Genomic DNA, 25,409 nt, shown 5'->3' on the forward strand with positions numbered 1-25,409 from the left:
CGGAACAGGCCCTCGAACCACAACAAGCGCCGGGCCGCCCCCCGGCGCCGCAAAGAGAACGCATGAAACCCGTCCAACCTCCCTTCAAGCGCGCGCTGCGCGACCTGTTCCGCGTCGAGCCGCTGGAAGCGCGCGTGCTGCTGTCGGCCGACCCCGTGCTGGGGGCCGTGGCCGTCGCGCTGAAGCCTGCCGACCAGGACCCGGCCGCCGCCGTGGCCCAGGCCTACGCGGCGCCGGCCGACGTGAACGTGGCCACGACGCCGGGCGCCACCGTGCTGGTCGCGGACAACGCGCAGCAGCCGGCGGATGCCACCAGCCAGTGGCTGCTGGTGGATACGGCGCAGCTCGCGGACGCCAACGGGCGGGTGGTGGTGGGCGGGCCGGACAGCAATGCAGTGATCCACGTGGGCACCTCGCAGGTGGGCGACCTGGTGCTGATGAACCCGCAGGCGGGCGGCGAGGTGTACCTGGACGGGGCACTGCAGCTCACGGGCAGCCTGATGATCCTGGGCTCGGGCCACACGACCACGGTCTCGGCCGACATCAGCGATGCCAACGACGTCACCATCGCCGACTCGGTGAAGATCAACGGCAATCGCACGATCGAGGCCGGCACCGACGGCACCGGCTTCGTCCAGTTGGGTAACAACACGGCGAGCACCATCAACGGCGACGGCGTCGGCGCGGCGGATTCGCTGGTGGTGCACGCGGCGGACAACGTGCGCTTCACCGGGCCGGTGGGCGGCACTGACCCGCTGACCAGCCTCACCATCGACGGCGTCAACGTGGGCGGCACGCCGAACCTGCCGAACAACGTCAACTTCGACCGCGACGTCACCGTCAACGGCGACCTGGTCATCAACGCCACCGGCACCGTGACCTTCACCGGCATGGTGACCCTCAACAACGGCGGCAGCCTGCGCATCACCGGCGCCAGCAGCGTCGTGTTCCAGAGCGGCCTGGTGCTGGTGAAGGACACGACGACCGGGCGCGTCGGCAACATCTTCATCGAAGGCAACGAGATCGACTTCGTCGGCGGTTCGGAGTCGGTCAAGGGCGACGGCATGCTGACCCTGAGGCCGTCCAACGTGGGCTACGGCATCGACGTCGGCACCATCCCGAACTCCGCCTCGCAGCCGGCCAACACCACGCTGAACCTGGACAGCGCCGACCTCAAGGCGTTGGCCGACGGCTTCAGCAAGATCGTGATCGGCCAGCAGGACGGGCTGCACGCGAACGTCGCGGCCGGCAACGTGCGCATCGGCGCCGAATCGCAGAACGTGCTGCTGCGCGACCCCGTGGAGGTGTACGGCGGCACCATCGCCGTCACCGACATGCAGCCTTCCGACTACCAGCTCTCGGTGGACGGCAGCATCACGCTCGATGCCTACGGTGACATCACCATCGCCAACCGGATGGAAGCCAACCTGGGCGGCAGCACGCTGACCGACGTCACGCTGTACTCCGCCACCGGCAAGGTCGCGCAGGTCAACGACCTCGGCGACAACGTCGGCGCCGAGCCGCTGCGCGCGGGCGCGCTGACAGTGCACGCGGCCGGCGGCATCTCGCTGCCCTACACCGAGATCACTTCGGTGAGCGCCACCAACACGGCCTCGGGCGACCTGAGCATCACCGAGACGGCCACCGGCGCCGACGTCATCGTCACGCTCCTGAGCCAGCAGGCGGCCAGTGGCGGCATCGCGCTGAACACGACGGCCGGCAGCATCACCGTCAACGGCGGCATCACCAACGCCGGCAGCGGCCTGACGCAGCTGGGCGCCGCCGGCAGCGGCAAGAACATCACGGTCAACCAGGACATCCACTCGGCCTCCGGCACCATCCAGCTGACGGCGGCCGGCGCGATCACCACCAACGACGACGCCGGCAGCGTGACGCACGGCGTGATCGCCACCGACGGCGCGGGCAACGTGCAGCTGGTGGCCAGCAGCGGCGCCATCCAGCAGGGCGCGGACATCCTCTCCGCCGGCGGCCTGGTCAGCCTGGACGCCTTCACCACCGTCACCATGAGCGACGGCGTCAAGGCGCAGTCGCTGGGCCTCGGCGCCGGCTCCGTGTCGCTGAAAGCGCGCGGCGGCAACGTCACGGTCAGCATCGTCAACGCCGACGGCACGATCAGCATCGCCGCGGCGGCCGCCATCATCGACGGCCTGACCGGCAGCAACCCCAACCTGGACGGCGAGACCGCTGCCGTGCTGCTGGCCGCGGCCAGCGGCATCGGCACCGGCAGCACGCCGCTGCAGACGCGCGTCAACGCGCTGGCGGCCACCAACACCACCACCGGCGGCGTCTTCATCCGCGAAGCCACGGCGCTGCGCATCTCCGGCGGCGCGGGCAGCTATGCGGTGGACGCCGGCGGCAGCGACGGCAGCGTGTCCATCACCACCATCGACGGCGCCATCACCATCGAGAAGGGCGTGCGCAGCACCGGCACCGTCGGCAACATGCTGGTGCAGACCAGCGAAGCCGCGGAAGCCACGGTGGCCGACCTCAAGATCCGCGCCGACGTGACGACCGCGCACGGCAGCATGAGCCTGCTGTCGGCGGACTCGATCAACGTGGACGACCTCGTGGCCGCCACGGCGCCGACGATCTCGGTCACCGGCAGCGGCCAGACGCTGGACGTGTCGGCCGATGCGGCCATCACGACCGAAGGCAACGCGCGCTTCGCCACCGCCGGCGGCGCGCTGCGCCTGTACGCCGACGCCGGCGACGTCAGCCTGGGCGTGGCGGATGCCGGCGCCGGCAACGTCAGCATTTCGGCCATGCACGGCGGCCGCATCCTCGACGCGCAGGCCGATGATGGCAACGCCACCCCGTCGGCCAACGTCATCGCCGGCAGCGTGCGCCTGCAGGGCGACGCGGGCATCGGCCTGGCCGGCGCCTTGTTCGACACCCAGGTCGCGACGCTGGCCGCGAAGGTGACGACCGGATCGGTGTTCCTGGCCGAGCGCGACGCGCTTTCCGTGGGCGACGTGGCCGCGCTGAGCGTTAACCGCATCACCGCGCAGGCGACGCTGGGCGCCCCGGTCAGTGATACCTCACTGTCTGGCATCGGCGGCAACGCCGGCGTGGTGCTGCAGGCGGGCGGCAATCTCGCCATCGACCGCGCCGTCGGCGCCGGCGGCAACCTGCTGCTCTCTTCCGGCGGCACGCTGGCCGTGAACGCAATTGCCAGCACCAGCGCCGGCAACCTGAGCGCGCTGGCGAACGGCACCCTGACGGTGGCCGCCACGGGCGTGCTCGATGCGACCGCCGGCGTGGACATCGAGTCCACCACCGGCGCGGTGAACATGGTCGATGGTGCGGTGGCGCGCAGCAATGCCGCCACCATTCGCGTCAAGGCGGCCACCGGCGTCACCGTGGGCCTGCTGGACGCGCGCTCCAGCAGCGACCGCGCGGGCGGCACGACCAACGACTTCGCGACCTGGGGCGCGGTGAGCGTCGTCGCGGGCGGCAACATTGCCGACAACACCGGCGAGACCGCGACCGACATCTACGGCTACACCGTGCGCCTGCAAGCGGGCGGCGGCATCGGCGCGAGCGGCGAGCAGCTGGAAACCGAAGCCGGGCAGATGAGCGCCAAGGCCGGCGCGGCCGGCCTGTTCCTGGCGGACGCCACCGGCCTGGAAGTGCTGGCGCAGGGCGACATCGGCGTGGCGCGTGTCGGCCTCGACGGCGTGGCCGCCATCGGGCCGGTGGACGCCGCGCAGAGCGGCCTCGCCAGCGGCGGCGTGCTCGCGGTCGTGGCGCAGGGCGGCCCTCTGGTCGTGGACACCGGCACCGCGGTGACGGCGGCGGGCAACGTTCTGCTGACCGCCTTGACCAGCGACGTCGCGCTGTCCTCGGACGTGAGCAGCGGCGGCAACATCAGCATCGAGTCGGCGCGCGACCTCCTGGTCGCCGGCAACATCGCGGCCACCGCCGCCGGCAAGACCGTCGACCTGTCCGCCACGCGCACGCTGTCGCAGGCGCAGGGCACCACGATCTCCAGCAACAACGGCAACGTCTCCCTGGACGCCGGCGGCGCCGTGACCATCGAGACCCTCAACGCCGGCACCGGCGGCGTGTTCGTGAGCGGTCTCACCATTGCCGACGGCGACGCGGCCGGCGACACCGAAGTGGACATCATCGGGGGCGCCGCGCAGCTGAAGGGCAGCAACGGCATCGGCGCGGCCGGCGCCGCGCTCGAGACGCAGGTGACGACGCTCAGCGCGATCGGCAACGGCGTGTTCCTGACCGAGAGCGACGGCGTCACGGTCGACCGTGTGCAGGTGGACGTGAACCGCGTGGACGCCAACGGCGGCGTGGCCGCCGCGGGCCATGCGGCGCAGGAAGACGTGTCCGGCACGACGGTGGTGCTGGCCACGCTGGCCGGTGACCTGACCTTGAACGCCGGCACGGCCGCTACGGATGCCGTCTACGGCGGCCCGGGCAACGTGCGGCTGGAAGCGGTCGCGGGCCACGTGGTCGCGAACGGCAACATCACGTCCAGCAACGGCAGCCTCAGCGTGCTGGGCGCGAGCGGCGTTGCCTTCCAGGGCACGGCGGGCATCGTCGCCTATTCCGGCACGGTGGACATCGCGGCCAGCAACGGCGCGATCACCATGGCCGATGGCACGGGCGTGCTCACCGATGGCGGCGCGATCCGCCTGCAGGCGTCCGGCGACATCACCGTGGCGAACCTCAACGCGACGGCCACGGGCAGCGTGAGCGTCAATGCGGGCGGCAACATCGCCGACAACACCGGCAACACCAACATCGACATCCTGGCCGGCGTGCTGCGCTTGCAGGCGGGCGGCGGCATCGGCGCCGCCGACAACGCGCTGGAGACCTGGGTCGGGCAGCTGAGCGCCAGCGCCGGCGCGGCCGGCATGTTCCTGCTGGAGTCCGATGCGGTGCTGGTCACCCAGACCGCCGCGATCAGCGTCAACCGCGTCGGCCTGGACGGCACCACGTTGACGGCGCAGGCCGATGGCGTGCAGGCCGGCCTGGCGAGCGGCGGCGCCGTCTCGCTGCAGACCACCAACGGCACGCTGACGACCGACGCGCAGGGCGCGGTGTCGGCGGGCGGCAACCTCTACCTGGGTGCGGGCGGAAGCAGTTCGGACCTCGTCACGGGGGCTGCCGTCAGCAGCAGCGGCGGCAGCCTGTCGCTGGCCGCCGGGCGCGATGCGCTCCTGGGCGGCAGCGTTTCCGCCACCGCTGCGGGCAGCAGCGTCGAAGTCAAGGCCGCGCGCGACGTCCTGCAGGCGCAGGGCACGGCCATCACCACCAGCAACGGCGGCATCGTCGTCACCGGCGGCAGCCTGGCCACCAACGGCATCGCCGGCACGGTGACGCTGGAAACGCTGAACGCGGGCACGGCCGGCGTGCAGGTCGGCGCGCAATCCATCGTGGACGGCGACGCCGCCGGCGACACCGAGGTGGACATCGTCGCCGGCAGCGCCGCGCTGTTCGCCGGCGCCGGCATCGGCGCCGCGGGCGCTGCGCTGGAGACCGCCGTCGGCACGCTGAAGGTGGGCGCCGTCGGCGACGTGTTCGTCACCGAGAGCGACGCCGTGGTGATCGACGCCGTCAGCGTCTCCTACCAGCGTGTCGACGCCAGCGGCGCGACCACCAACGTGACCACCGGCAGCCTGGCCGGCCTGTCGGGCGCCAACCTGGTGCTGCGCACCCTGGCCGGCAGCATCACCAGCGCCGCGGGCGTGGCGGTCGCGGCAACGGGCAACCTGCTGCTGCAGGCCGGCGGCTCGACTTCCGACATCGCGCTGGCCGGCAGCGCCAGCGCCGGCGGGGCCATGAGCCTGATCGCCGGGCGCGACGCCACGGTGAAGTCCACCGTGACGACCACCGGCGGCAGCATCGACATCCAGTCCGGCGGCCGCATCGACGCCCAGCAGGGCAGCGCCATCGCGAGCGGCAACGGCAACGTGCAGCTGCTGGCGCTCTCCGGCAGCGTCACGCTGGAACTCGTGAACGCCGGCACGGGCACCGTGCGCATCAGCGGCAGCAGCATCATCGACGGCGACACCACCACGGGCGAGACCGAGGTGGACATCGTCGCCGACAAGCTGCTGCTGACGGCCACGTCCTCCGCCGGCACCGGCGTCAATCCGCTGGAGACCACGGTCAACACGCTGAGCGTCAGCGCCGGCAGCACCGTGGGCATCGTCGAGAGCGACGGCCTGGTGCTGGACACCGTCACCGCCAGCGTCAACCGCGTGGCCGTCGACGGCACGACGGCGGCCACGACGCCGGTGACGCAAGGCAACGTGGGCGGCTCGACGGTCACCCTCCGCACGCTGGCCGGCTCGCTGTCGGCGACGGCCGCGGGCGGCAAGGTCACGGCGACCGGCAACCTGCTGCTGAAGGCGGGCGGCGCCACCAGCGACATGACGTTGGGCGCGGCCGTCAGCACCACCACCGGCAACATCAGCCTGGACGCCGGCCGCGACATGAGCCTGGCGGCGGCGCTGTCCACGGCCGGCGCCGGCAAGACCATCGACCTGCTGGCCGGCGGCGCGCTGACCCAGCAGCAGGGCAGCACGCTGACCACCACCAACGGCCACGCTTCGCTGGTGGCCGGCGGCGTGCTCACCATCGAAACGATCTCGGTCGGCATCGGCCGCGTGAACATCAGCGGCAGCAGCATCGTCGACGGCGACGCGGCGGGCGACACCGAGGTCGACATCCTGGCGGCCGGCGTGCGCGCCACGGCCACCGCGGGCGGCATCGGCAGTTCCGGCAATGCGCTGGAGACCACGATCAGCACGCTGAGCGCGGTGGCAACCGGCGATGTGTTCATCACCGAAACCGATGCGCTGGATCTCGCCGTGGTCTCGGCCACGGTCAACCGCGTGGGCAACAACGGCGCCGATGCGGTGGTGACTTCGGGCGGGCAGAACAACGTCAGTGGCGCCACCGTGGTCGTGCGGACCCTGGGCGGCAACCTGACGAACCAGGCCACCGGCGTGGTGAGCGCGACCGGCAACCTGCTGTTGTCGGCGGGTGGCGCGGCGTCGGACCTGAACCTCGCGGCGGCGGTCAGCAGCAGCGGCGGCGACGTGAGCCTGGCGGCGGGCGAGGACATCATCCTCGGCGCCAACGTCACGAGCACGGCGCCCGGCAAGTCCATCGACCTGGTGGCGGGACGCAACTTCACGCAAGCGCAGGGCACCACGCTGCAGACGAACGCCGGCAACATCGGCCTGCAGGCGGGCGGCGTCGCGACGCTGGAAACCTTCAACGCGTTCTCGGGCTACGTGCGCATCCAGGCCGGCAGTGTGGTGGACGGCGACACGACGGCGAACGAGAGCGAAGTGGACGTGTCCGCCTTCGGCCTGCAGCTGGTGACGACGGGCGCAGTCGGCGCGTCCGCCAATGCGCTGGAGACCACCGTGCAGACGCTGGCGGCGTCCGCCGGCGGCAACCTGTTCCTCGCCAACACCGGGGCGCTGAACATTTCGGCGCTGGCCATCGACACGCAGCGCGTGGGGACGGACGGCGTTTCGACCAGCACGACCAACGCCGCCACCAGCGGGCTGTCGACGGCGACGGCCGTGGTGCAGTCCGGCGGCATCCTGGAAAGCATCGCGTCCGCGGCGATCAACGCCAGCGGCAACCTGCTGCTGAAGACGCTGGACGGGGCCGACATGAACCTGCAGGGCAGCGTCAGCGCCTCCGGCGACCTGACGCTGGACTCCGGCCGTGACCTGCTGCTGGGGGGCGCCGTCGCCACGACGGGCGCCGGCCGCACCCTGGTTCTGCTGGCGAATCGCGCCTTCACCCAGGCCCAGGGCAGCAGCGCCAGCAGCAGCGACGGCACGATCGTCGTCTCGGCGGTCCTCGAGGCCACGGTGGAAAGCCTGGCCGCCGGCACGGGCACGGTTCGCATCAACGCCAGCCGCGTCATCGACGGCGATGCCGACGGCGACAACGAGGTCGACGTCACGGCGGGCGCGCTGGGCATCGTGGCCAGCAACGGCGCCATCGGCACTGCCGCCAACGCGCTGGAGACTGCCGTGGGCAGCATCGCCCTGGGCGCGGCACAGGGTGACGTCTTCGTCACCGAAAGCGACGCACTGACGGTGGACACCGTGGGCGGCACGGCACAGCGGGTGGGCAGCGACGGCGCGAGCCAGGCGCTGGCCCTCGCCAGCCTGGCCGGTTTGAACGGGAACCAGGTGGTGGTGCGGACCCTGGCGGGCTCGCTCGCCACCACCGCCGGCGGCGGCCTCGTCATGGCGGGCAGCAACCTCCTGCTGTCCGCAGGCGGCGCCGGCTCCGACCTGTCGCTCGGTGCCGCAGTTGCGAGCACGGGCGGCGACATTAGCCTGCTGGCCGGCCGGGACCTGCTGTTGAACGCCAGCGTGTCCACCACGGGCTCGGGCAACACCATCGACCTGAGCGCGCAGCGCAACCTGGCGCAAGCGCAAGGGACCGCCGTCACCAGCACCGACGGCAATATCGCAGTCGAGGCCGTGACCGGCGACGCCACCCTGGAGACGGTGTCCGCCGGGATGGGCAGCGTGTGGGTGAGCGCCGTCGACATCGTCGACGGCGACACGGCAGGCGACAGCGAGGCGGACCTCAGCGGCTCGGTCATCCTGCTGACGGCCACGGGCGCCATCGGCGCCGCGGGCAATGCGCTGGAGACCAGCGCTGCTTCGCTGAACGCGCACGCGGGCGGCGACGTCTTCCTGGCCGAAGCCGATGCCTTGGTCGTCGACAACGCCATCGCGTCCGATGTCCACCGGGTGCAGGCGACGGGCGCGTCCGCTTCCAACATGCATTTCGGCAGCGACGGCCTGTCCGGCGCGAATGTCGTCTTGACCACCGGCAATGGCGCGCTGACGACGTTCGGAGCCGTGACGGCCAACGGCAAGCTGCTGCTGCAAGCCGGCGGCCCGGCCGGCGACCTGACGATCCGAAGCGGCGCCACCGCCGGCGGCGCGCTGAGCCTGGAGGCCGGGCGCGACCTGGTGCTCGCCTCCAGCGTCGGCAGCACGGGCAGCACGGTCGATCTCCAGGCCCAGGGGGCCCTGACGGCCAACGAAGGCACGGCCATCACGGCCAACGCCAACGTGCTGCTCCAGGCGGGTGGCGACGTCACCATCGACACGGTGAACGCGGGCATCGGCAAGGTGCGCGTCGTCGCAGCCAACCTGGTCGACGGCGACAGCGGCGCCGGCGAGACCGAAGTGGACATCATCGCGGACCAGTTGCTGGTCAGCGCCACCGGCGCCGTGGGCTCCGCGTCCAATCCGCTGGAGACCCGTGTGGCAACGCTGGCGGCGCAGGCCGGCGGCCTGGTGAACATCGCCGAAGCGGATTCGCTGCTGGTGGGCCCGGCCAGCTTCGGCGGCGTGAGCCGCGTCAACGCCGACGGCAGCCTCACGGTGTGGGGCCCGGCTTCGCAAGGCAACGTCATCGCCGGCGGCGCGCTCACGCTCACCGTGGCTGGCACCCTGGACCTCGCGGCCAACGCCAGCCTGCAAGCCGCCGGCAACCTCGTCGCCACGGCCGACGGCAACGTCACCATGGCTGCCGGTTCGTCCATGCAGGCCACCGGCCCGTCCACCATCGACCTCACGTCGAACACCGGCACGGTGATGATGGACCCGAACACGAGCTCGCTGGCCACCGGCTCGGGCGACATCCACGTCACCGCCGAAGGCGACATCCAGCCCGGCGCCGTCATCACGCAGGGCAAGGCCTACCTGAATTCGCTCAATGGCCGCGTGCTGATCCGCGGCGACCTGCAGCGCAATGGCGAGGACGTCGACCTGTTCGGCAACGACCTGGTCATCGAGGTACCGGTCTCCAGCCCGGGCGGCACGCTGCGCATCGGCCCGCTGAACCCCGGCACGGACATCGTCATCGGCGACACCGTGCCCACCGGCGCGGCGCTGCAGGTGGACACCGGCGAGCTGGCGCTGCTGCAGGACGGCTTCGCGCAGATCGTCATCGGCAGCAGCCTGGACCACACCGCGATCCTGCTGGATGGCGCGACCTCGCCGCTGGTGTTCCATGACCCGCTGGTGCTGACGGCCACCGGCGCCGGCGGCACGGTGAAGCTGCAAGGCAGCGTGACGGGCGACTCGCTCACCATCGCCGACGCCGGCGACCACACCACGCTGGCGACGGCCACCGTTGCCATGCAGGGCAGCGTGCTGGTGCAGGACCAGCTGACCGTCGACGGCCCGAACACCATCACGGGCAGCGGCTCGCTGCACTTCACGCAGGCCGTCACCGGCGCGGGCGGCGCGGCCGACACGCTGGCGCTCGATGCTGGCGGCGGCAGCGTGGCGATGGACCAGCCTGTCACCAACCTCGACGGCCTGAGCATCAGCAACGCCAGCGACGTCCACTTCGGCGCCGCCGTCACGCTGAGCGGCGACCTGGTGATCGACGCCACCGGCACCGTCACCTTCGACGGCCCGCTGACGCTGACCAACGGCGCGCGCCTCATCGTGCGCGGCGGCGGCCAGGTGGTGTTCAACGACAGCGCCGACCTCGGCTCGGGCGACGCCCTGCTGCAGGTGTCCGGCATCCACGCCACCGGCGGCACCGGCAGCCTGCGCGGCACCGGCGCGCTGCAGGTGCAGGGCGCCACGGCCACGCAGGCGATCCACGTCGGCGCCGGCACGGCCGCGGCGGGCGAGCTGGTGGTGGGCAACGACGTGCTGGGCGCAGTCGGCGCGGGCTTCACGGCCCTCCACATCGGCACCGGCACGGCCGCCCTCACGCTGGGCGATGCCGACCTGTCCGCCACCGGCGCGCCGGTGGAACTGCAAGGCAGCAGCATCGCGATGGTCGCCACCGGCGCCGGCGTGCGCCTGGGCACCAGCTTGGCGCTGCATGCCACGGGCGACATCACGGCGGCCGGCCAGCTGCAGGCCACCACCGCGGCCAACGTCACGCTGACCAGCGACACGGGCGCCATCACCATGGCGGCGGGCAGCAAGCTGGCCAGCCAGGGCGGGCACATCGCGCTGACCGGCGCCGGCAACCTGGCCGTCGCTGGCCTCGATGCGCGTTCGTCCACCGGCACCGGCACCGTGTCCCTGAGCAGCGCCACCGGCGCCATCACCGACGCCGATGCCGATTCGGCCATCAACGTCTACGCCCAGGGCGTCGACTTCCATGGCCGCGGCACCCAGGCGGGCAGCGCCCAGGTGCTCGAGGTCGCGGCGGCAGTTGTGCGCGTCGACCCGGCCGGCGGCATCGTCCTGCGCGACTCCGGCACCGACGGCCGCGTCTACTACAACGTGCTGCACGGGTCCGACCTGGAGCAGGCGCTGGTGGCCGTGGGCGCCTCGCAGCGGGTCACCACGGACCCGGATGCCTTCGTGGCCGGCGGCGGCCTGCAACAGCTGGCGGCGGCCAGCACCGGAGTGCGGACCAACTCCCTGGCAACGGCGCTCAGCCTGTCGCTGGGCAGCTACAGCGCTCCGTCCGGGAATACCCAGGTGCAGAGCTACCTGGCGAGCACGGGCACGACCGCCGACGCCGGCCTCACGCTCTCCCAGCGGCTGCAGGCGGAAAGCGAGCTGTCGTTTGCCAGCGGCCAGCCGGCCGGCGACGCCACCGGGGTGGACTACTGGACCGAGTCGCTCAGCGTGTGATTTTTCCTCGAAGACGGGACGCCCGTGTGCGTCCCGTCTTACGTTCTGTAGCAGTGCTGGACTACACTCGTCGCTTCCCCAGTCTGACAACCACCAAGCGGAGATCTACCTGTGTTCCAGAAAGTCGTCCCGGTCAATAAAGAACGCCACGCCTCGAAGAAGATCAAGGAGGTCTCCGGCTTCGGTTTCGCGTCCAATTTCCACATCGCCTACGTGACGATGCAGGAGTTCGCCCGCGCCGCCTCGATCTTCCCGATCGTGTTCCTGGAAGACAAGGACAAGGACGAATTCCGTCCGGTGGTCCTGCTGGGCCTGAACGCCGGCGAGAACCTGTTCGTGGGCAAGGACGGCAAGTGGCAGGCTTCGTACGTGCCGGCCATCATCCGCCGCTACCCCTTCGCGCTGACTGCCGCCGGCAACGACGGCCAGTACGTGGTGTGCATCGACGAGGAAAGCCCGCTGGTCTCCGACACCGAAGGCGCGCCGCTGTTCAACGAAAAGGGCGAGCCCACCCAGGTCATCGAGAACGTCAAGCGCTACCTGGCCGAGCTGCAGCAGATGGACGGGTTCACCCGCGAGTTCTGCAAGTTCCTGCAGGCCAACAACATGTTCACCCCGCTGAACATGCGCGTGCGTGAAGCCAGCCGCGTGAAGAACATCTCCGGCTGCTACGTCATCAACGAAGAGCGCCTGAACAACCTGTCGGACGAGAAGTTCCTCGAGTTCCGCGCCAAGCGCTACCTGCCGGCCGTGTACTCGCACCTGATCTCGCTGGCCCAGACCGAGCGCCTGGTCAAGCTGCACGAAGACGCGCAGCCGGCCGCTGCCGCCGCGGAAGCCGCCAAGGCTCCCGCCAAGAAATCCGCGGCCAAGCAGTAAGCGTGAAGCCCGTCCTGCTCGCGCTGTCTCTGGCGGCGGGGCTGGCGGCGCTCGCGCCCGCGGCGGCGCAAGGGCTGCAGCCGCCGCGCACCATCGCCGGTCTGGAGACCCAGCCGCCCCCGCTGCTGCACGGTGACGTGCCGATCCTGCCGCGCCAGCTTGCCCAGCTGGTGGCGGCGCGCAACCCCGAAATCCGCTACAGCCGCCTCGGCGTGGAGGTGGCTGCGTACCTGAGCTCCGCCGAAGCCTCGCTGTACGAGACCGTCCTCTACGGCTCCGCCGTGGGCGACGACGTCGACCGCCAGCGCACGATCGAGGAGCGCGTTTCCAGCGCCGCCTCGCTGTCGGTGCTGAACGAGCGCTCGCAAAGCTACGAAGCGGGCCTGAAGCAGCGCCTGCCCACCGCCGGCGAGATGTCGCTGGCCTACAAGGTGGTCCGGCGCAGCAACAACATCATCGCCAGCTCCACCAACAACCTGCAGGACACCGAGTGGACCAGCGGGCTGGTGGTGACGCTGAAGCAGCCGCTGCTGCGCAACGCCGGCCGCGGCGTGCTGGAAACCGACCGCCGCGTCGCCGAACTGGAACGCGAAGTGCAGTGGGCGCAGTTCCGCCAGCAGGTGCTGAAGTCCACCGCCGACGCGCTGAACCTCTATTGGCAGCTGCAGCGCGCGCAGGAGGCCCGCCGCCTGCGCGACGAGTCGATGAACAACGTGCAGAAGATGGCGCAGGACGTCGACGCGCGCATCGAGGCCGGCCGCACGCCGCCGGCCGCGCGGCTGGAAGTGCAGTCCATCCTGGCCGGCCGCGAGGCGGAGCTGCTGCGCGCCGACCTCGCCGAGCATGAGGCCGAAGCCAAGGTGCTGACCGCGCTGGGCATCCCGTCCACCGGCCCGGCCCTGCACCTGAAGGCCACCGACACGCCGCTGCCGCCCAATGCGCAGCCCGAGCCGCTGGACGAGGCGCTGCAGCGCGCGCTGGACCAGTGGCCGCCGTACCGCGTGTCGCAGCTGCGCCTGGAGCAGGGCCGCCTGCGCCTGGCCTTTGCCGACAACCAGCGGCAGCCGCAGCTGGATTTCAGCGCCACCTACAACGCCACCGGCCTCGCCTACGACCGCATCGAGGCCAAGAAGCTCGCCACCCGCGACCAGTACCCGGAGTGGACCTTGGGCCTCAACTTCGAAATGCCGCTGGGGGGCAACGGCAAGGCCGGCGGCCAGTACCAGGCGCAGGCCGTGCGCGTGCAGCAGAACCTGCTGGAGCTGGAAGCGATCCGCACCTCGCTGTCGAACGACCTGTCGCAGCGGCGCGAAGACCTGGTGTCGGCGCTGCGCCAGGTGGCGCAGGCGCAGAAGGACGTCGACCTGCGCAAGCAGGTGGAAGACAACGAGCGCGACCGCTACCGCCTGGGCGTGGGCCTGCTGCGCAACTGGCTGGACCGCGAGAACGAAACCTACGAGGCGCGCCAGCGCCTGTCCGATGCCGTGATGCGCGCCCAGTCGGCGCGGGTGGCGTGGCAGTTCGCGCAGGGCAGCCTGCTGGACGAGTACGACATCGCCTTGAGGAGCGAATGATGAGGCTGACTACCGCCCTGTGCGCGCTGGCATTGCTGGCGCCAGTGGCCGCGAGCGCCGCGGACTACCCCGGCCTGGTGCAGCCGCTGCACGACGTGACCCTCAGCTCCGGCGTCGGCGGCATCGTCGCCAGCCGCCGCGTGCACCCGGGCAGCAAGGTCGGCGCCGGCCAGGTGCTGATGGTGCTGGACGACCGCCTGCAGTCCGTGGAGGCGCAGCGCCGCCGCGTGATCCAGGAGGACAACAGCGAGCTGAAGGCCACCGTGGACCGCGTGCGCATCGCCAAGGGCCTGTACGACGACGCGCAGAAGGTCTACGACAAGACCGGCTCCATCAGCCGCGACGAACTCGCGCGGCTGGAAGCCGACTACCTGTCGGCGCAGGGCCGGCTGGAGCAGCTGCAGGCGCAGAAGCAGCGCGAGAAGCTGGAGCAGCAGGGCGCCGAGCAGGAAAAGCAGATGCGCCAGCTGGTCGCGCCGGTGTCCGGCGTGGTGACCAAGGTGGACATCGAGCCCGGCGAGTGGGCCAAGCCCGGCGAGGCGCTGATCCGCCTGGTCGACGCCAGCACGCTCGTCTTCAAGACCAACATCCCGATGGCCGCCGTGGGCGGCGTCAGGCAGGGCGGCGTGCTGCCGGTGCTGGTGGAAGGCGACGGCGCGCGCGTGGCGCAGGTGCCGGCCCGCATCACCTTCGTCTCGCCGGTGGCCGACGCGGCCAGCGGCCTGGTGGAGGTGCGTGCCTCCATCGCCAACCCGGGCGGCAAGCTGCGCGCCGGCAGCAAGGCGGTGCTGCGGCTTGGCGCCCCCGTGCCCACCGCCGCCGAAGGCAAGCTATGAAGCGCGACGAGCTCGCTCCCGCCCCCCAGCAGCACGACGCCCGCTCGCTGCTGCTGGCGCTGCACGAACTGCGCAAGGCGCCGGTCGATGCCGGCTACTGGGCGAGCTTCTGCCCGCTGGTGGCTGCCTTGTGCCGCGCCCGCGCTGCCGTCGCCGTGCAGCGCCAAGGCGAGGACACGTGGTCCGTGCTGGGGCAGGGCGGCACGCAGACGGCCTGGCTGGCTGCGGCCTGGCCGCAGATGGTGGCCGACGTCGCGCCGCGCGCGGGCAGCAACGGTTTCGCCTACACGCCGGCCGTCGATGACGCGGGCGAAGCGCGCCTGTTCGCGGCCGTGCGCATCCTGGGCGCCGGCGAGGCGCTGCTGCTGCTGGACATCGCCCAGCAGGAGCGCGGCATGCTCAACGAACTGCTGATGCGCGCGATGCTGGTGGCCGACGTGGCCGCGCGTCCGTCCGTGCAACTGCCCGTGGCCACGGCTGGCGCCCTGGCGCCGACGCGCACCGTCGACCGCGGCCTGATCGACCTGCTGGACCTCGTCTCGCAAGTGATGCAGACGCCCAGCTTCGAGCTCGCGACGCTGAAACTCGCCAACGGCCTGGCCGCGCATTTCGGCCTGGTGCTGTGCACCCTGGGCTGGGAAAAGGGCAGCGGCATGCACGCGGTGGCGGTGAGCCACCTGGAGCGCTTCGAGCGCAAGAGCGAGAACATCCGCCTGATCGAGGCGGCGCTGGACGAGGCGGCCGCCGAGGAAATGGCGCTGAGCCATCCGCCCGCCGAAGGCCTGCCCGCCGGTGGCCCGGCCCATGCGGCGCTGTGCGACAACCTGGGTTACGCGCAGGTCTGCACCCTGCCGCAGCGCGACCAGCAAGGCAACGTGCAATCGGTGCTGCTGCTGGCGTGGCCGCAGGCGCAGCCGCGGCTGCCGGAGTTCGGCGGCCTGCTGCTGGCGCTGGAAATGCTGCAGCCCTGGCTGGCCGACCTGCACCAGCGCGATCGCTGGTGGGGCCGCCGCCTGGCCGGCTGGGCGCAGGACCATATCGAGCACTACGCCGGCCCGGGCCATCCGTGGATCAAGGCGGGCGCCGCCGCGGTGACGCTGGTGGCGCTGTACGGCATCTTCGGCACCTGGGACTACCGGGTCGAGGCCACGGCGCAACTCACGACCGATGCCACGCGCATGGTGAGCGCGCAGTTCGATGGCCGCGTCGAGGACGTCAAGGCCACGGCCGGCGACCTGGTCAAGGAAGGCACCGTGCTGGCCGTGCTGGACACGCGTGACCTGCGGCAACAGGAAGTGGAAGCGATGGCCGAATGCCAGCGCTACGAGGCCGAGGCTTCGCGCCACCGCGCCGACGACAACCTGGCCGACATGGAAGTGGCGCTGGCCCGCCTGGCGCAGGCCCAGGCCCGCCTGGCCCGCCTGCGGGACTACATCGCCCATGCCACCAACGTCGCGCCGTTCGACGGCGTGGTGGTGGAAGGCGAGCGCAAGGACCTGCTGGGCCTGCCGGTGAAGAAGGGCGACCACCTGTTCCGCATCGCGCAGGTGCAGGGCCTGTACGTGATGCTGCACGTGCCCGAGCGCGACATCCGCGACATCAAGCCGGGCGCGAAGGGCGAACTGTCGCTGCTGGCGCGGCCCGACCAGAAGATTCCCTTCGAGCTGAATGCGCTGATCCCGGTGGCCCAGGTGAAGGGCCAGGAAGGCAACCAGTTCATGCTGACAGGCAAGCTGCTGGAGCAGCCCGAAGGCTGGTGGCGACCCGGCATGACCGGCGCCGGCCGCGTCGAAGTAGGCCCGCGCAACGTGGCCTGGGTGGCGACGCACCGGCTGGTCGACGCCATCCGCATGAAGTTCTGGTGGTAGCGTGGCCGGCTCCGTCTTCAGCGACTCCTGGTTCCGCGTCGCCACCATGCGGGTGGCGCTGCTGCCCACGGTGCGCGTGCAGCGGCAGCGCTTTCGCGGCCGCGACTGGTACGTGCTGGAGGACAGCTACACCCAGCGCTTCTTCCGCCTGACGCCCGAGGCCTGGGCCTTCGTCAGCCGGCTGACGCCGGAGAAGACCGTCGAGGAAACCTGGAACGAGTTCCTGGAGACCCACCCCCAGGAAGCGCCGGGCCAGGACGCGGTGATCCAGCTGCTGTCGCAGCTGCACGTGTCCAACCTGCTGTACTTCCGCCACCAGCCGGACAACGACGCGATCGTCGAGCGCGTGAAGCGCACGCGCCAGCGCGAATTGGCCGGCAAGGCGATGTCCTTCCTGTTCTTCCGGGTGCCGCTGCTGGACCCGAACGCCTGGCTGGACCGCATCTCGCCCTTCATCCGCTTCATCACCGGCCCGTGGATGGCCGCGGTGTGGCTGGCGGTCGTCGGCATGGGCTGCGTGACGGCTTTCGAGCACCGCCAGGCGCTGCTGGATAAATCGCAAGGCCTGCTGGCGCTGGACAACCTGCCCTGGCTGTACGTGTGCCTGGCGCTGCTGAAGCTGCTGCACGAGATGGGGCACGCCTTCGTCACCAAGCGCTATGGCGGCGAGGTGCGCACCTTCGGCCTGATGTTCCTGCTGTTCACGCCGCTGCCCTACGTGGACGCGACGGCGAGCTGGGCGTTCCGCAATTCCTGGCACCGCGTCTACGTGGGCGCGGCCGGCATGCTGGTGGAGTTCTTCCTGGCGGCCATCGGCGCGATGGTGTGGGCCAGCACCGGCGCGGGGCTGGTGAACAGCATCGCCTTCAACGTGATGGTCATCGGCTCGGTTTCGAGCGTGATCTTCAACGGCAACCCGCTGCTTCGCTTCGACGCGTACTACATGCTCAGTGACGCGATCGAGATCCCGAATCTGTACCAGAAGGCGCAGAAGCAGTGGCTGTACTTCGGCGACCGCTACGTGCTGGGGACGCCCAACCTCGATTCGCCGGCACATGACGAGCGCGAGTGGCATTGGCTGACGGCCTACGGTGCCTTGAGTTTCTGCTACCTGATGGTGGTGACGGTCGGCATCTCGCTGTTCCTGCTGGACCAGTGGTTCATCCTGGGCGTGATCGCGCTGACCATCACGCTGGCGACCAAGCTGGCGATCCCCGCCTGGAAGCTGCTGCAGCACCTGATGGGGCCGGCCGTCTCCCGCAACCGCAGGCGCGCCTGGCAGGGCGTGCTGTCGGTGCTGGTGGTCGTGGTGGTGCTGGGTGGCTGGATGCCGCTGCCTTACTCGGTGCGGGCGCAGGGCATCCTGCAGGCCGACGAATCGGTGACCGTCTATGCGCCGATCGAAGGCGCGCTGGTGCACGCCGTGGCGAAGAACGGCCAGCTGGTGCGCGCCGGTGACGTGGTGGCGGAGCTGCGCAACCCGGACCTGGACCAGGACATCGAGGTCAGCAAGCAGGCGCTGCGCGAAGTGGAGGCGCTGTTCCGCCAGGCCATGTTCAAGGCGCCGGCGCAGCTGCCCACCCTGCAGCAGCAGCAGCAGGCCGCACTGCGGCGGCTGGTGGAACTGGAAGCCAAGCGCGCGCAGCTGACGGTGCGCAGCCCCGCCGCCGGCGAGTGGGTGGCGCCGGCGCTGCACGAGAACGAAGGCACCTGGCTGCAGCGTGGCCAGCCGCTGGGCGAGACGGTGCAGCGGCGCGGCTTCCGCTTCATCGCGGTGGTGCCGCAGGAACAGGCCAACGAGCTGTTCGCGCAGCATCCGAAGGAAGCGTCGGTGAAGCTCAATGGCCAGGCCGACGCTTCGATAGCCGTGACCTCGCTGCAGATCATTCCCTACCAGCAGCAGAAGCTGCAGTCGGCCGCGCTGGGCTGGCTGGGCGGCGGCGAGATCGCCGTCAAGACCGACGACCGCAGCGGCAACACCGCCGCCGAATCCTTCTTCGCGCTGTACGTGGGCCTGCCCAAGCAGCTGCCGGCGCAGGTCGTGCCGCTGGAAGGCATGTCGGGGCAGGTGCGCATGGAGCTGCCGGGCGAGCCGCTGTTCTGGCAAGGCCGCCGCGCGCTGATGCAGTTGATGCAGAAGCGCTACGGCCTCTGATTCCATGGAACGCTCTTCGGCCGCTGCGCCCCCGTGGTTCGCCCCGCGCGACCCCGCGCGGCCGCGCGGGTCGCTGGGCTGGCGGCTGAATCGGCTGGCGCGCCACCTGGCGCGGCGCGACCGCGTGGCGATGGAACGCGAAGTGCGCGCGGCGCAGGAAGCCTTCCCCGCACTTGCCGAACTGGAAGAGGGCGCTTTCCGCGCGCATGTGGCGCAGGTGCGGCGCGCGTATCGCCTGAAGCGTGCGCAGCGCACGCCGGGCCAACCCGAGCTGACTTCCGCGCTGGCCACGGTGGCCGCCGCCACCAAGCGCACTCTGGGCATGACGCCGTCCTTCCCGCAGTTTTTGGCGGCGCTGGCGATGGCCGATGGCTACGCGGTGCAGCTGGCGCCCGGCGAGGGCAAGACGCTGGCGGTGGCCATGGCTGCCGTGCTGCAGGCCTGGGACGGCCGGCCCTGCCACGTGGTGACCGCCAACGAATACCTGGCGGCGCGCGACGTCGAACTGATGCGGCCGCTGTACGACCTGTGCGGCTGCAGCGCTGCCTCCGTCAAGCAGGAGATGCAGCGCGAGGAATCCGCCGCCGCTTATGGCTGCGACATCGCCTACGCCACCGCGCCACAGCTGCTGGCCGACTTCCTGCGCGACCAGCTGCTGCTGGGCGGCGCCCAGACGCCGGTGCAGCGCCGCCTGTGGCGCCTGAACGGCGGCGGCGCCGCGATGCAGCCGGTGATGCGCGGCGTCTATGCAGCAATCATCGACGAAGCCGACGGCGTGCTGATCGACGAGGCCACCACGCCGCTGATCATCGCTTCGCCCCAGAGCAACCCGCTGATGGTGAAGGCGACCCACGAGGCGCGCGCGCTCGTGGACGCGATGGAACGCGACGTGCACTACACCGTGCACCAGGGCTCGCACCACGACGTGCGCCTGACGCCCGAGGGCGAGCAGTGGCTGGCGGGCGTGGCGCACCGGTTGCCGGAGTTCTGGCAGCAGGAAGACCGGCGCGAGAACCTCCTGAGCATGGCGCTGCTGGCGCGTGACGTGTTCGAGCGCGACCGGCACTACGTGGTGCAGGAAGGCCGCGTGGTGATCGTCGACGAAAACACCGGGCGCCTGATGCCGGACCGCTCATGGAGCCATGGCATCCACCAGGCGATCGAGGCGCGCGAATCGCTGGAGCTGACCGACCCGTCGCAGACGGCAGCGCGCATGACCTTCCAGGATTTCTTCCGGCGCTATCACGTGCTTTCCGGTGCGAGCGGGACCTTGCAAGGCATTGGCCACGAGCTGTGGTCGACCTACGGCCTCCTGACCTTGCGCCTCGCGCCGCGCGTGCCGAGCCGGCTGCGCACCGGCGAGCGGCACGTCTATCCGTCGCGCGACGACAAGCTGGATGCGATCGTGGCCGAGGCTTCCCGCATCCATCGCGAGGGTTTGCCGGTGCTGGTGGGCACGCGGCGCATCCTGGACAGCGAAGCGATCGCCGAGCGCCTGCTGGCCGCGGGCGTGGACTGCAAGGTGCTGAACGCGAAGAAGCACGCCGAAGAAGCGGAGATCGTCGCGCACGCGGGCGGTCCCGACTGCGTGACCGTCGCCACCAACATGGCCGGCCGCGGCACCGACATCCTGCTGGCCGCGGGCGTGGCCGATGCCGGTGGCCTGCAGGTCCTGAGCTTCGAGGCCCACGAATCGGCGCGGGTGGACTGGCAGCTGTTCGGCCGCTCGGGCCGCCAGGGCGCGCCGGGGCGGGCGCAGGCTTTCATCGGTTTGGGCGACGAGCTGTTCGAGCGCCATCTGCCCGCCGTCGTCCTGCCCTTCCTGTGGCTCGCCGCGGGCGTGCCTGCGTCGCGCACGCGCCTCGCGCCGGCGCTGGTCTGGGCAGCGCAATGGCGCGCCCAGCGCCGCTCCTGGTCCGCGCGCAAGACGCTGGCGGAGCGGGAGGCGCAGGTGATGCAGCAGTTGTCGTTTTCGCGGATCGGCTGATCAGGCCTTCGCCTGCTCGCGTTCCTGCAAGCGGCGCAGGCCTTCGACCAGCCGGTCGCGCGTGTGGTGGCAGTGCGCGGCGCTCAGCGCGCCGGCCGCATCCTCGTCGCCGGCTTCGAGCGCCGCGACGATCCGGCGGTGCTCGTCCTCGGCAACGGCTTCGACGCCGGTCATCGCGCTTTCCATGCGGATGTAGGGCTCGACCACGTTGCGCAGCTGCACCGCCGTCTTGATCACGTGCGCCGCGTGGCTCGCTTCGACCATGGCGTCGTGGAAGCGGCGGTTCAGGCCGCACCATTGGTCGTAGTAGCCCGCGGCCTGGGGCGCGAGCCGCTCCATCGCGCCCGCGATCTCCTTCACGCGCCCGATGTCCGCCTCCGTGCGGTTGCGCGCCGCGAGGCGGGCGGCGTGCTCCTCGACGATCGCCCGCAGGTCGAAGATCTCGACGATCTCCTCGATCTCGAAGGAGGCGACGGCGTAGCCCCGGCGCGGGCGCAGCACCAGCAGGCCCTCGCGCTCCAGCCGCGAGAAGGCCTCGCGCAGCGGGATCTTGCTCACGCCCAGCCGGGCGGCGATCTCGTCCTGCCGCATCGGCGTGCCGGGCGCGATGCGGCCCGACAGGACCTGCTCGCGCACTTGCGTGTAGACCGATTCGACGATGGACTGGGGCTTGAGGGTGCGGACGGTGTTCAAGGCGGGAAGAGGCACGACGAGCCTGGGTGTGATCATACGGACCGGATCTCTCAGGCGGCCCAGCGCTGCCAGACGGCGGCGGGGTCGGCGAGCGCCGCCGCATCCAGCGGCACGCCCTGGTCCATGAGGCGGCGCGCCGCGCCGATGTCGCGCGCGGCATTGAAGGCGATGGCGCCGCGCAGCACCCGGCCGGCGCCGAGGAAGAAGTGCGTTTCCTCGCCGCGTGCCCCTTTGCGCACCACGACGTCCGCGGCGGCAGGGGTGGAGCCGAGGCACTGGAGGTTGAGCCCGTACTGGTCGGACCAGAACCAGGGCCACGCGGCGTGCTCGCTGCGCGCGCCGGCGGCGCTCGCGCCCGCGCAACGGGCCTGCTGTTCGGCGACCTGCCACGACTCGAGCCGCAGGCCTGCGCTTTCGCCCCGCACGGGATGGCGCGTCACTTCGCCTGCGGCCCAGATGCGCGCGTCGGAAGTCTGTCCCGCCGCATCGACGAGGATGCCGTTGTCCACGGCGAGTCCTGCGGCGGCGGCGAGCTCCACGTTCGGCAGCACGCCGATGCCGGCCACCACCACGTCCGCCTCGATGCGGCCGCGATCGGTGTCGAGGCTGGCGGCGCCTCCGGCCGCGGGGAGGATGGCAGCCAGCTGCGCGCCGAACAGGAAGCGCACGCCATTCGCGCGGTGCAAATCTTCCAGCCGCTGCGCGCACGCGGGCGGCAGCGCGCGGCCCGCGACGCGCGCGTCGCGCTCGATCACGGTCACTTCGAGCCCGCGCTGCCGCGCGACGGCTGCCACCTCGAGCCCGATGAAGCCGGCGCCGAGCACCGCGATGCTGCGCGCCGCTCCCAGCCGGGCCGCGATGGCCGCGGCGTCCTCGCGCGTGCGCAGGTACATGGCGATGCCTTGCGGATCCACGGCGGCCGGCAGGCGCCGCGGCCGTGAGCCCGTGGCCAGGACCAGCCGGTCGTAGGCCAGGACGCTGCCATCGGCGAGTTCCACGCTGCATGCGTCGCGGCGGACCTTCGTGACCGCGGCGCCGGGCCGCACTTCGATGCCTAGCTGCTCGCAGCTTTGCGCCGTGGCCAGCGCCGCGCCGGCCGCTTGCGGATCCAGCAGCGCGTCCTTGGACAGCGGCGGCCGCTCGTAGGGAAGGTGCGGCTCTTCCCCGGCGATCACGATGCGCAGGGCGGGATCGGCGGCGCGCGCGGCCTGGGCGGCGCGCCAACCGGCGTGGCCGCCGCCGGCGACGACAAGAAGCGGAGTCATGGAAAACCTCTTGACCGAAGAAACGTAAACAGTATACTTTCTTCAAACGCAACCGCACAGGCCCTCATCCATGAACCCTGCTTGCCCTGAAATCAGTGCGGACATCTGGCCGCGCAAGGACTACTCCCGGATCCCCTACCGGCTGTACCACGACCCGCAGCTGTACCAGCTGGAACAGGAGCGCGTCTTCCGCGGGCCGGTCTGGTCGGCCCTGGGCTTCGAGGCCGAAGTGCCGAATCCGGGCGACTACAAGGTCACGCAGGTGGGCGACACGCCGGTGGTCGTCGCGCGCAACCAGCAGGGCGAGATCCACGCCTTCGTGAACCGCTGCGCGCACCGCGGCGCGGAGGTGGTGCGCTACCCGCGCGGCAATGCCAGCGACTTCACCTGCATCTACCACGCCTGGAATTACGACCTGCAGGGCAACCTCACCGGCGTGCCGTTCCGCCGCGGCGCCAAGGGCAAGGGCGGCATGCCGGCCGACTTCGACATAGCCCAGCACGCGCTGACGAAGATGCGCGTGGCCACCTGGAGGGGCCTGGTGTTCGGCACCTTCTCCAACGACGTGCCTTCCCTCGAGGAGTACCTGGGCCCGCTGATGCTGGACCACGTCGGCGAACTGCTGTCGCGGCCGATCCGCATCCTGGGCTACCAGCGCCAGCGCGTGGCCGCCAACTGGAAGCTGTACCACGAGAACATTCGCGACGCCTACCACGGCAGCCTGCTGCACGAGTTCAACCGCACCTTTGGCATGAGCCGGCTCACGCAGGTAGCCGGCGGCCACATGGACGCGCACCACCGGCACAGCATCCTGTTCCAGTTCTCCGGCTCCGACAGCGACGAGGAGGCCCGCGCCGCCTACGCGGGCGAGGGCGTGCAGCGCAGCGAATACATGACGCTGAACGACTACGGCATCACGCGCCACGTGCGGGAGAACCCGCGCGGCATCAGCACCCGCATCGTCTCGGTGTTCCCGAACGTCTTCTTCCACCAGATCTACAACACGCTCGCCATGCGCCAGCTCCGCACGCACGGCCCGAACGAGTTCGAGCTGGTGTGGACGCTGTTCGGCTACGAGGACGACAGCGCGGAGATGACGCAGCACCGCATCAACCAGGCCAACATGGTCGGCCCGGCCGGCCTGATCTCGATGGAGGACGGCGAGGCGCTGGAAATGGTGCAGCGCTCCACCGCGCCGGACCAGCAGAAGTCCGGCGTCGTCGAGATGGGCGGCGTCGGCCCCATCACCAACCTCGACACCCGGGCGCAGGAAGTGACCATCCGCGGCTTCTGGGCCTACTACAGCCAACTGATGGGCCTGGAGCCCAAGGGAGCCGTGCGATGAACGAGATGGAACTGCAGTTCGCGGTCAACCGCTTCGTGCAGAAGGGCGCGATGCTCCTCGACCGGGATCGCCTCGAGGAATGGGCCGACGCCTTCGACGCCGGTGCGAAGTACGTGGTGCTGCCGCGGGACAACAAGGAGCTGGGCTACGGCATCGGGCTGATGCACTGCGCCAGCAAGGCCGCGCTGCAGGACCGCATCTCGGTGCTGCGGCACGCCAACAAGTTCAACCCACACTGGGACCGCCACATCCTGGGCGGCACCGACGTGGTGGCGCGCGAGGGCGACACCGTCGTCGCGCACACCAGCTTCATGGTGGTGCAGACCACGCTGAACGGCGTGTCGGAGCTCTATTGCGCCGGCTGCTACGAAGACCGCATCCGGCTCGGCGAACGCCTGAGCCTGGCCGACCGCGTGGTGGTGCTCGACACCTTCTCGGTCAAGAACTGCATGGCGACCCCACTTTGAACGCGAGGAACAACATGGCCTATCTCCGCAAGCTTCCCAACTTCCGCAAACTGAGCAAGGAGCGCATCGAGGCGTGGAAGAAGATCGCCACCGCCAGTGCGTCCGACATGATGAACCGCGGCGGCGCGATGAGCGGCGCCATCAAGCCCGTCACCTCCGCCACCGCCATCTGCGGGCAGGCGCGCACGATCCAGTGCATCATGGCCGACAACAGCATCCTGCACTTCGCCTCGTCCACGGCGGAACCGGGGCAGGTGCTGGTGGCCGACGCCTGCGGCATCATCGACGTGGCCGTCTGGGGCGGCCTGACGACGCTCGAGGCCTACCGCCGCGGCCTCGCCGGGCTGATCGTCGACGGCGCGGTGCGAGACGTGCGTGAATCGCGCGCGGTGCCTTTCCCGATCTTCTGCCGGGGCACGGTGCCGCAGGGCCCGCACAAGGCCTTCGGCGGCGTGATGGACGTGCCCATTTCCTGCGGCGGCCGCGCCGTGAGCCCCGGCGACCTGATCCTCGCCGACGAGGACGGCGTGGTCGTGGTGCCGCTGGACCGCGAGGAGGAGATCTTCCACAAGGCCGTGGCCTTCCGCCGCGACGAGGAGAGCTGGCTCAAGCAGCTGGACACGGACAAGCCCTTCTACCAGGTGCTGAACATCCCCACGCCCGACATCATCGAGTGATCCCATCGAAAGGCA

General features: G+C 70.9%; 12 protein-coding genes. 10 read left to right on the forward strand and 2 right to left on the reverse strand.

Annotated elements, in window-relative coordinates; translation table 11 throughout:
• The first annotated feature begins 62 nt into the window (after positions 1-62).
• The 7 genes from HHL11_RS29155 (at position 63) to HHL11_RS29185 (ending at position 20,947) form a co-directional block, all read left to right on the forward strand.
• Complete coding sequence (locus HHL11_RS29155) at positions 63-11,648, forward strand: LEPR-XLL domain-containing protein (RefSeq protein ID WP_169422110.1); 11,586 nt, start codon at positions 63-65, stop codon at positions 11,646-11,648.
• A 111-nt stretch (positions 11,649-11,759) separates the two neighbouring features.
• Positions 11,760-12,527 carry a SapC family protein gene (locus HHL11_RS29160; RefSeq protein WP_169422111.1) on the forward strand — a complete coding sequence of 256 codons (768 nt, stop codon included), beginning with the start codon at positions 11,760-11,762 and terminating at the stop codon, positions 12,525-12,527.
• A gap of 2 nt (positions 12,528-12,529) precedes the next feature.
• The gene (locus tag HHL11_RS29165; RefSeq protein ID WP_169422112.1) at positions 12,530-14,101 is read left to right on the forward strand and encodes a TolC family protein; all 1,572 of its coding nucleotides are present in this window, start codon (positions 12,530-12,532) and stop codon (positions 14,099-14,101) included.
• Complete coding sequence (locus HHL11_RS29170; RefSeq protein ID WP_169422113.1) at positions 14,101-14,937, forward strand: efflux RND transporter periplasmic adaptor subunit; 837 nt, start codon at positions 14,101-14,103, stop codon at positions 14,935-14,937. The genes HHL11_RS29165 and HHL11_RS29170 overlap by 1 nt, the downstream gene beginning before the upstream one ends.
• The gene (locus HHL11_RS29175) at positions 14,934-16,805 is read left to right on the forward strand and encodes an efflux RND transporter periplasmic adaptor subunit (protein ID WP_169422114.1); all 1,872 of its coding nucleotides are present in this window, start codon (positions 14,934-14,936) and stop codon (positions 16,803-16,805) included. The genes HHL11_RS29170 and HHL11_RS29175 overlap by 4 nt, the downstream gene beginning before the upstream one ends.
• 1 nt (position 16,806) lies before the next feature.
• Entirely contained in the window at positions 16,807-18,960 is a 2,154-nt protein-coding gene (locus HHL11_RS29180; RefSeq protein WP_169422115.1) for a site-2 protease family protein, read from the forward strand.
• Positions 18,961-18,964: 4 nt separating this feature from the next.
• The gene (locus tag HHL11_RS29185) at positions 18,965-20,947 is read left to right on the forward strand and encodes a preprotein translocase subunit SecA (protein ID WP_169422116.1); all 1,983 of its coding nucleotides are present in this window, start codon (positions 18,965-18,967) and stop codon (positions 20,945-20,947) included.
• On the opposite strand, the gene HHL11_RS29190 is transcribed toward HHL11_RS29185, so the two are convergent.
• Both HHL11_RS29190 and HHL11_RS29195 read right to left on the reverse strand, forming a co-directional pair.
• Positions 20,948-21,640 carry a GntR family transcriptional regulator gene (locus HHL11_RS29190; RefSeq protein WP_169422117.1) on the reverse strand — a complete coding sequence of 231 codons (693 nt, stop codon included), beginning with the start codon at positions 21,638-21,640 and terminating at the stop codon, positions 20,948-20,950.
• Positions 21,641-21,690: 50 nt separating this feature from the next.
• On the reverse strand, positions 21,691-22,905 hold the full coding sequence (locus HHL11_RS29195) for an NAD(P)/FAD-dependent oxidoreductase (RefSeq protein ID WP_169422118.1): 1,215 nt from the start codon (positions 22,903-22,905) through the stop codon (positions 21,691-21,693).
• Positions 22,906-22,975: 70 nt separating this feature from the next.
• Here HHL11_RS29195 and HHL11_RS29200 point away from each other — a divergent pair, with 70 nt between their 5' ends.
• Genes HHL11_RS29200 through HHL11_RS29210 form a run of 3 tightly spaced genes read left to right on the forward strand, consistent with a single transcriptional unit; the run spans position 22,976 to position 25,394 of the window.
• The gene (locus HHL11_RS29200) at positions 22,976-24,250 is read left to right on the forward strand and encodes a Rieske 2Fe-2S domain-containing protein (RefSeq protein WP_169422119.1); all 1,275 of its coding nucleotides are present in this window, start codon (positions 22,976-22,978) and stop codon (positions 24,248-24,250) included.
• Positions 24,247-24,717 (forward strand): aromatic-ring-hydroxylating dioxygenase subunit beta, encoded by a 471-nt coding sequence (locus HHL11_RS29205; RefSeq protein ID WP_169422120.1) that lies wholly within the window; start codon positions 24,247-24,249, stop codon positions 24,715-24,717. Before HHL11_RS29200 ends, HHL11_RS29205 begins: the two co-directional genes overlap by 4 nt.
• Before the next feature lie 14 nt (positions 24,718-24,731).
• Positions 24,732-25,394 carry an RraA family protein gene (locus tag HHL11_RS29210; protein WP_169422121.1) on the forward strand — a complete coding sequence of 221 codons (663 nt, stop codon included), beginning with the start codon at positions 24,732-24,734 and terminating at the stop codon, positions 25,392-25,394.
• The last annotated feature ends 15 nt before the right edge of the window (positions 25,395-25,409 follow it).

Origin of the sequence: Ramlibacter agri, assembly GCF_012927085.1 — a bacterium.
Taxonomy (GTDB): Bacteria; Pseudomonadota; Gammaproteobacteria; order Burkholderiales; family Burkholderiaceae_C; genus Ramlibacter; species Ramlibacter agri.

Excerpts from the sequence above, each read along its gene's own strand:
- HHL11_RS29155 (WP_169422110.1), top strand. The coding sequence starts at position 63 with ATGAAACCCGTCCAACCTCCCTTCAAGCGCGCGCTGCGCGACCTGTTC.
- HHL11_RS29170 (WP_169422113.1), top strand. The coding sequence starts at position 14,101 with ATGAGGCTGACTACCGCCCTGTGCGCGCTGGCATTGCTGGCGCCAGTG.
- HHL11_RS29175 (WP_169422114.1), top strand. The coding sequence starts at position 14,934 with ATGAAGCGCGACGAGCTCGCTCCCGCCCCCCAGCAGCACGACGCCCGC.
- HHL11_RS29185 (WP_169422116.1), top strand. The coding sequence starts at position 18,965 with ATGGAACGCTCTTCGGCCGCTGCGCCCCCGTGGTTCGCCCCGCGCGAC.
- HHL11_RS29195 (WP_169422118.1), bottom strand. The coding sequence starts at position 22,905 with ATGACTCCGCTTCTTGTCGTCGCCGGCGGCGGCCACGCCGGTTGGCGC.
- HHL11_RS29200 (WP_169422119.1), top strand. The coding sequence starts at position 22,976 with ATGAACCCTGCTTGCCCTGAAATCAGTGCGGACATCTGGCCGCGCAAG.
- HHL11_RS29205 (WP_169422120.1), top strand. The coding sequence starts at position 24,247 with ATGAACGAGATGGAACTGCAGTTCGCGGTCAACCGCTTCGTGCAGAAG.
- HHL11_RS29210 (WP_169422121.1), top strand. The coding sequence starts at position 24,732 with ATGGCCTATCTCCGCAAGCTTCCCAACTTCCGCAAACTGAGCAAGGAG.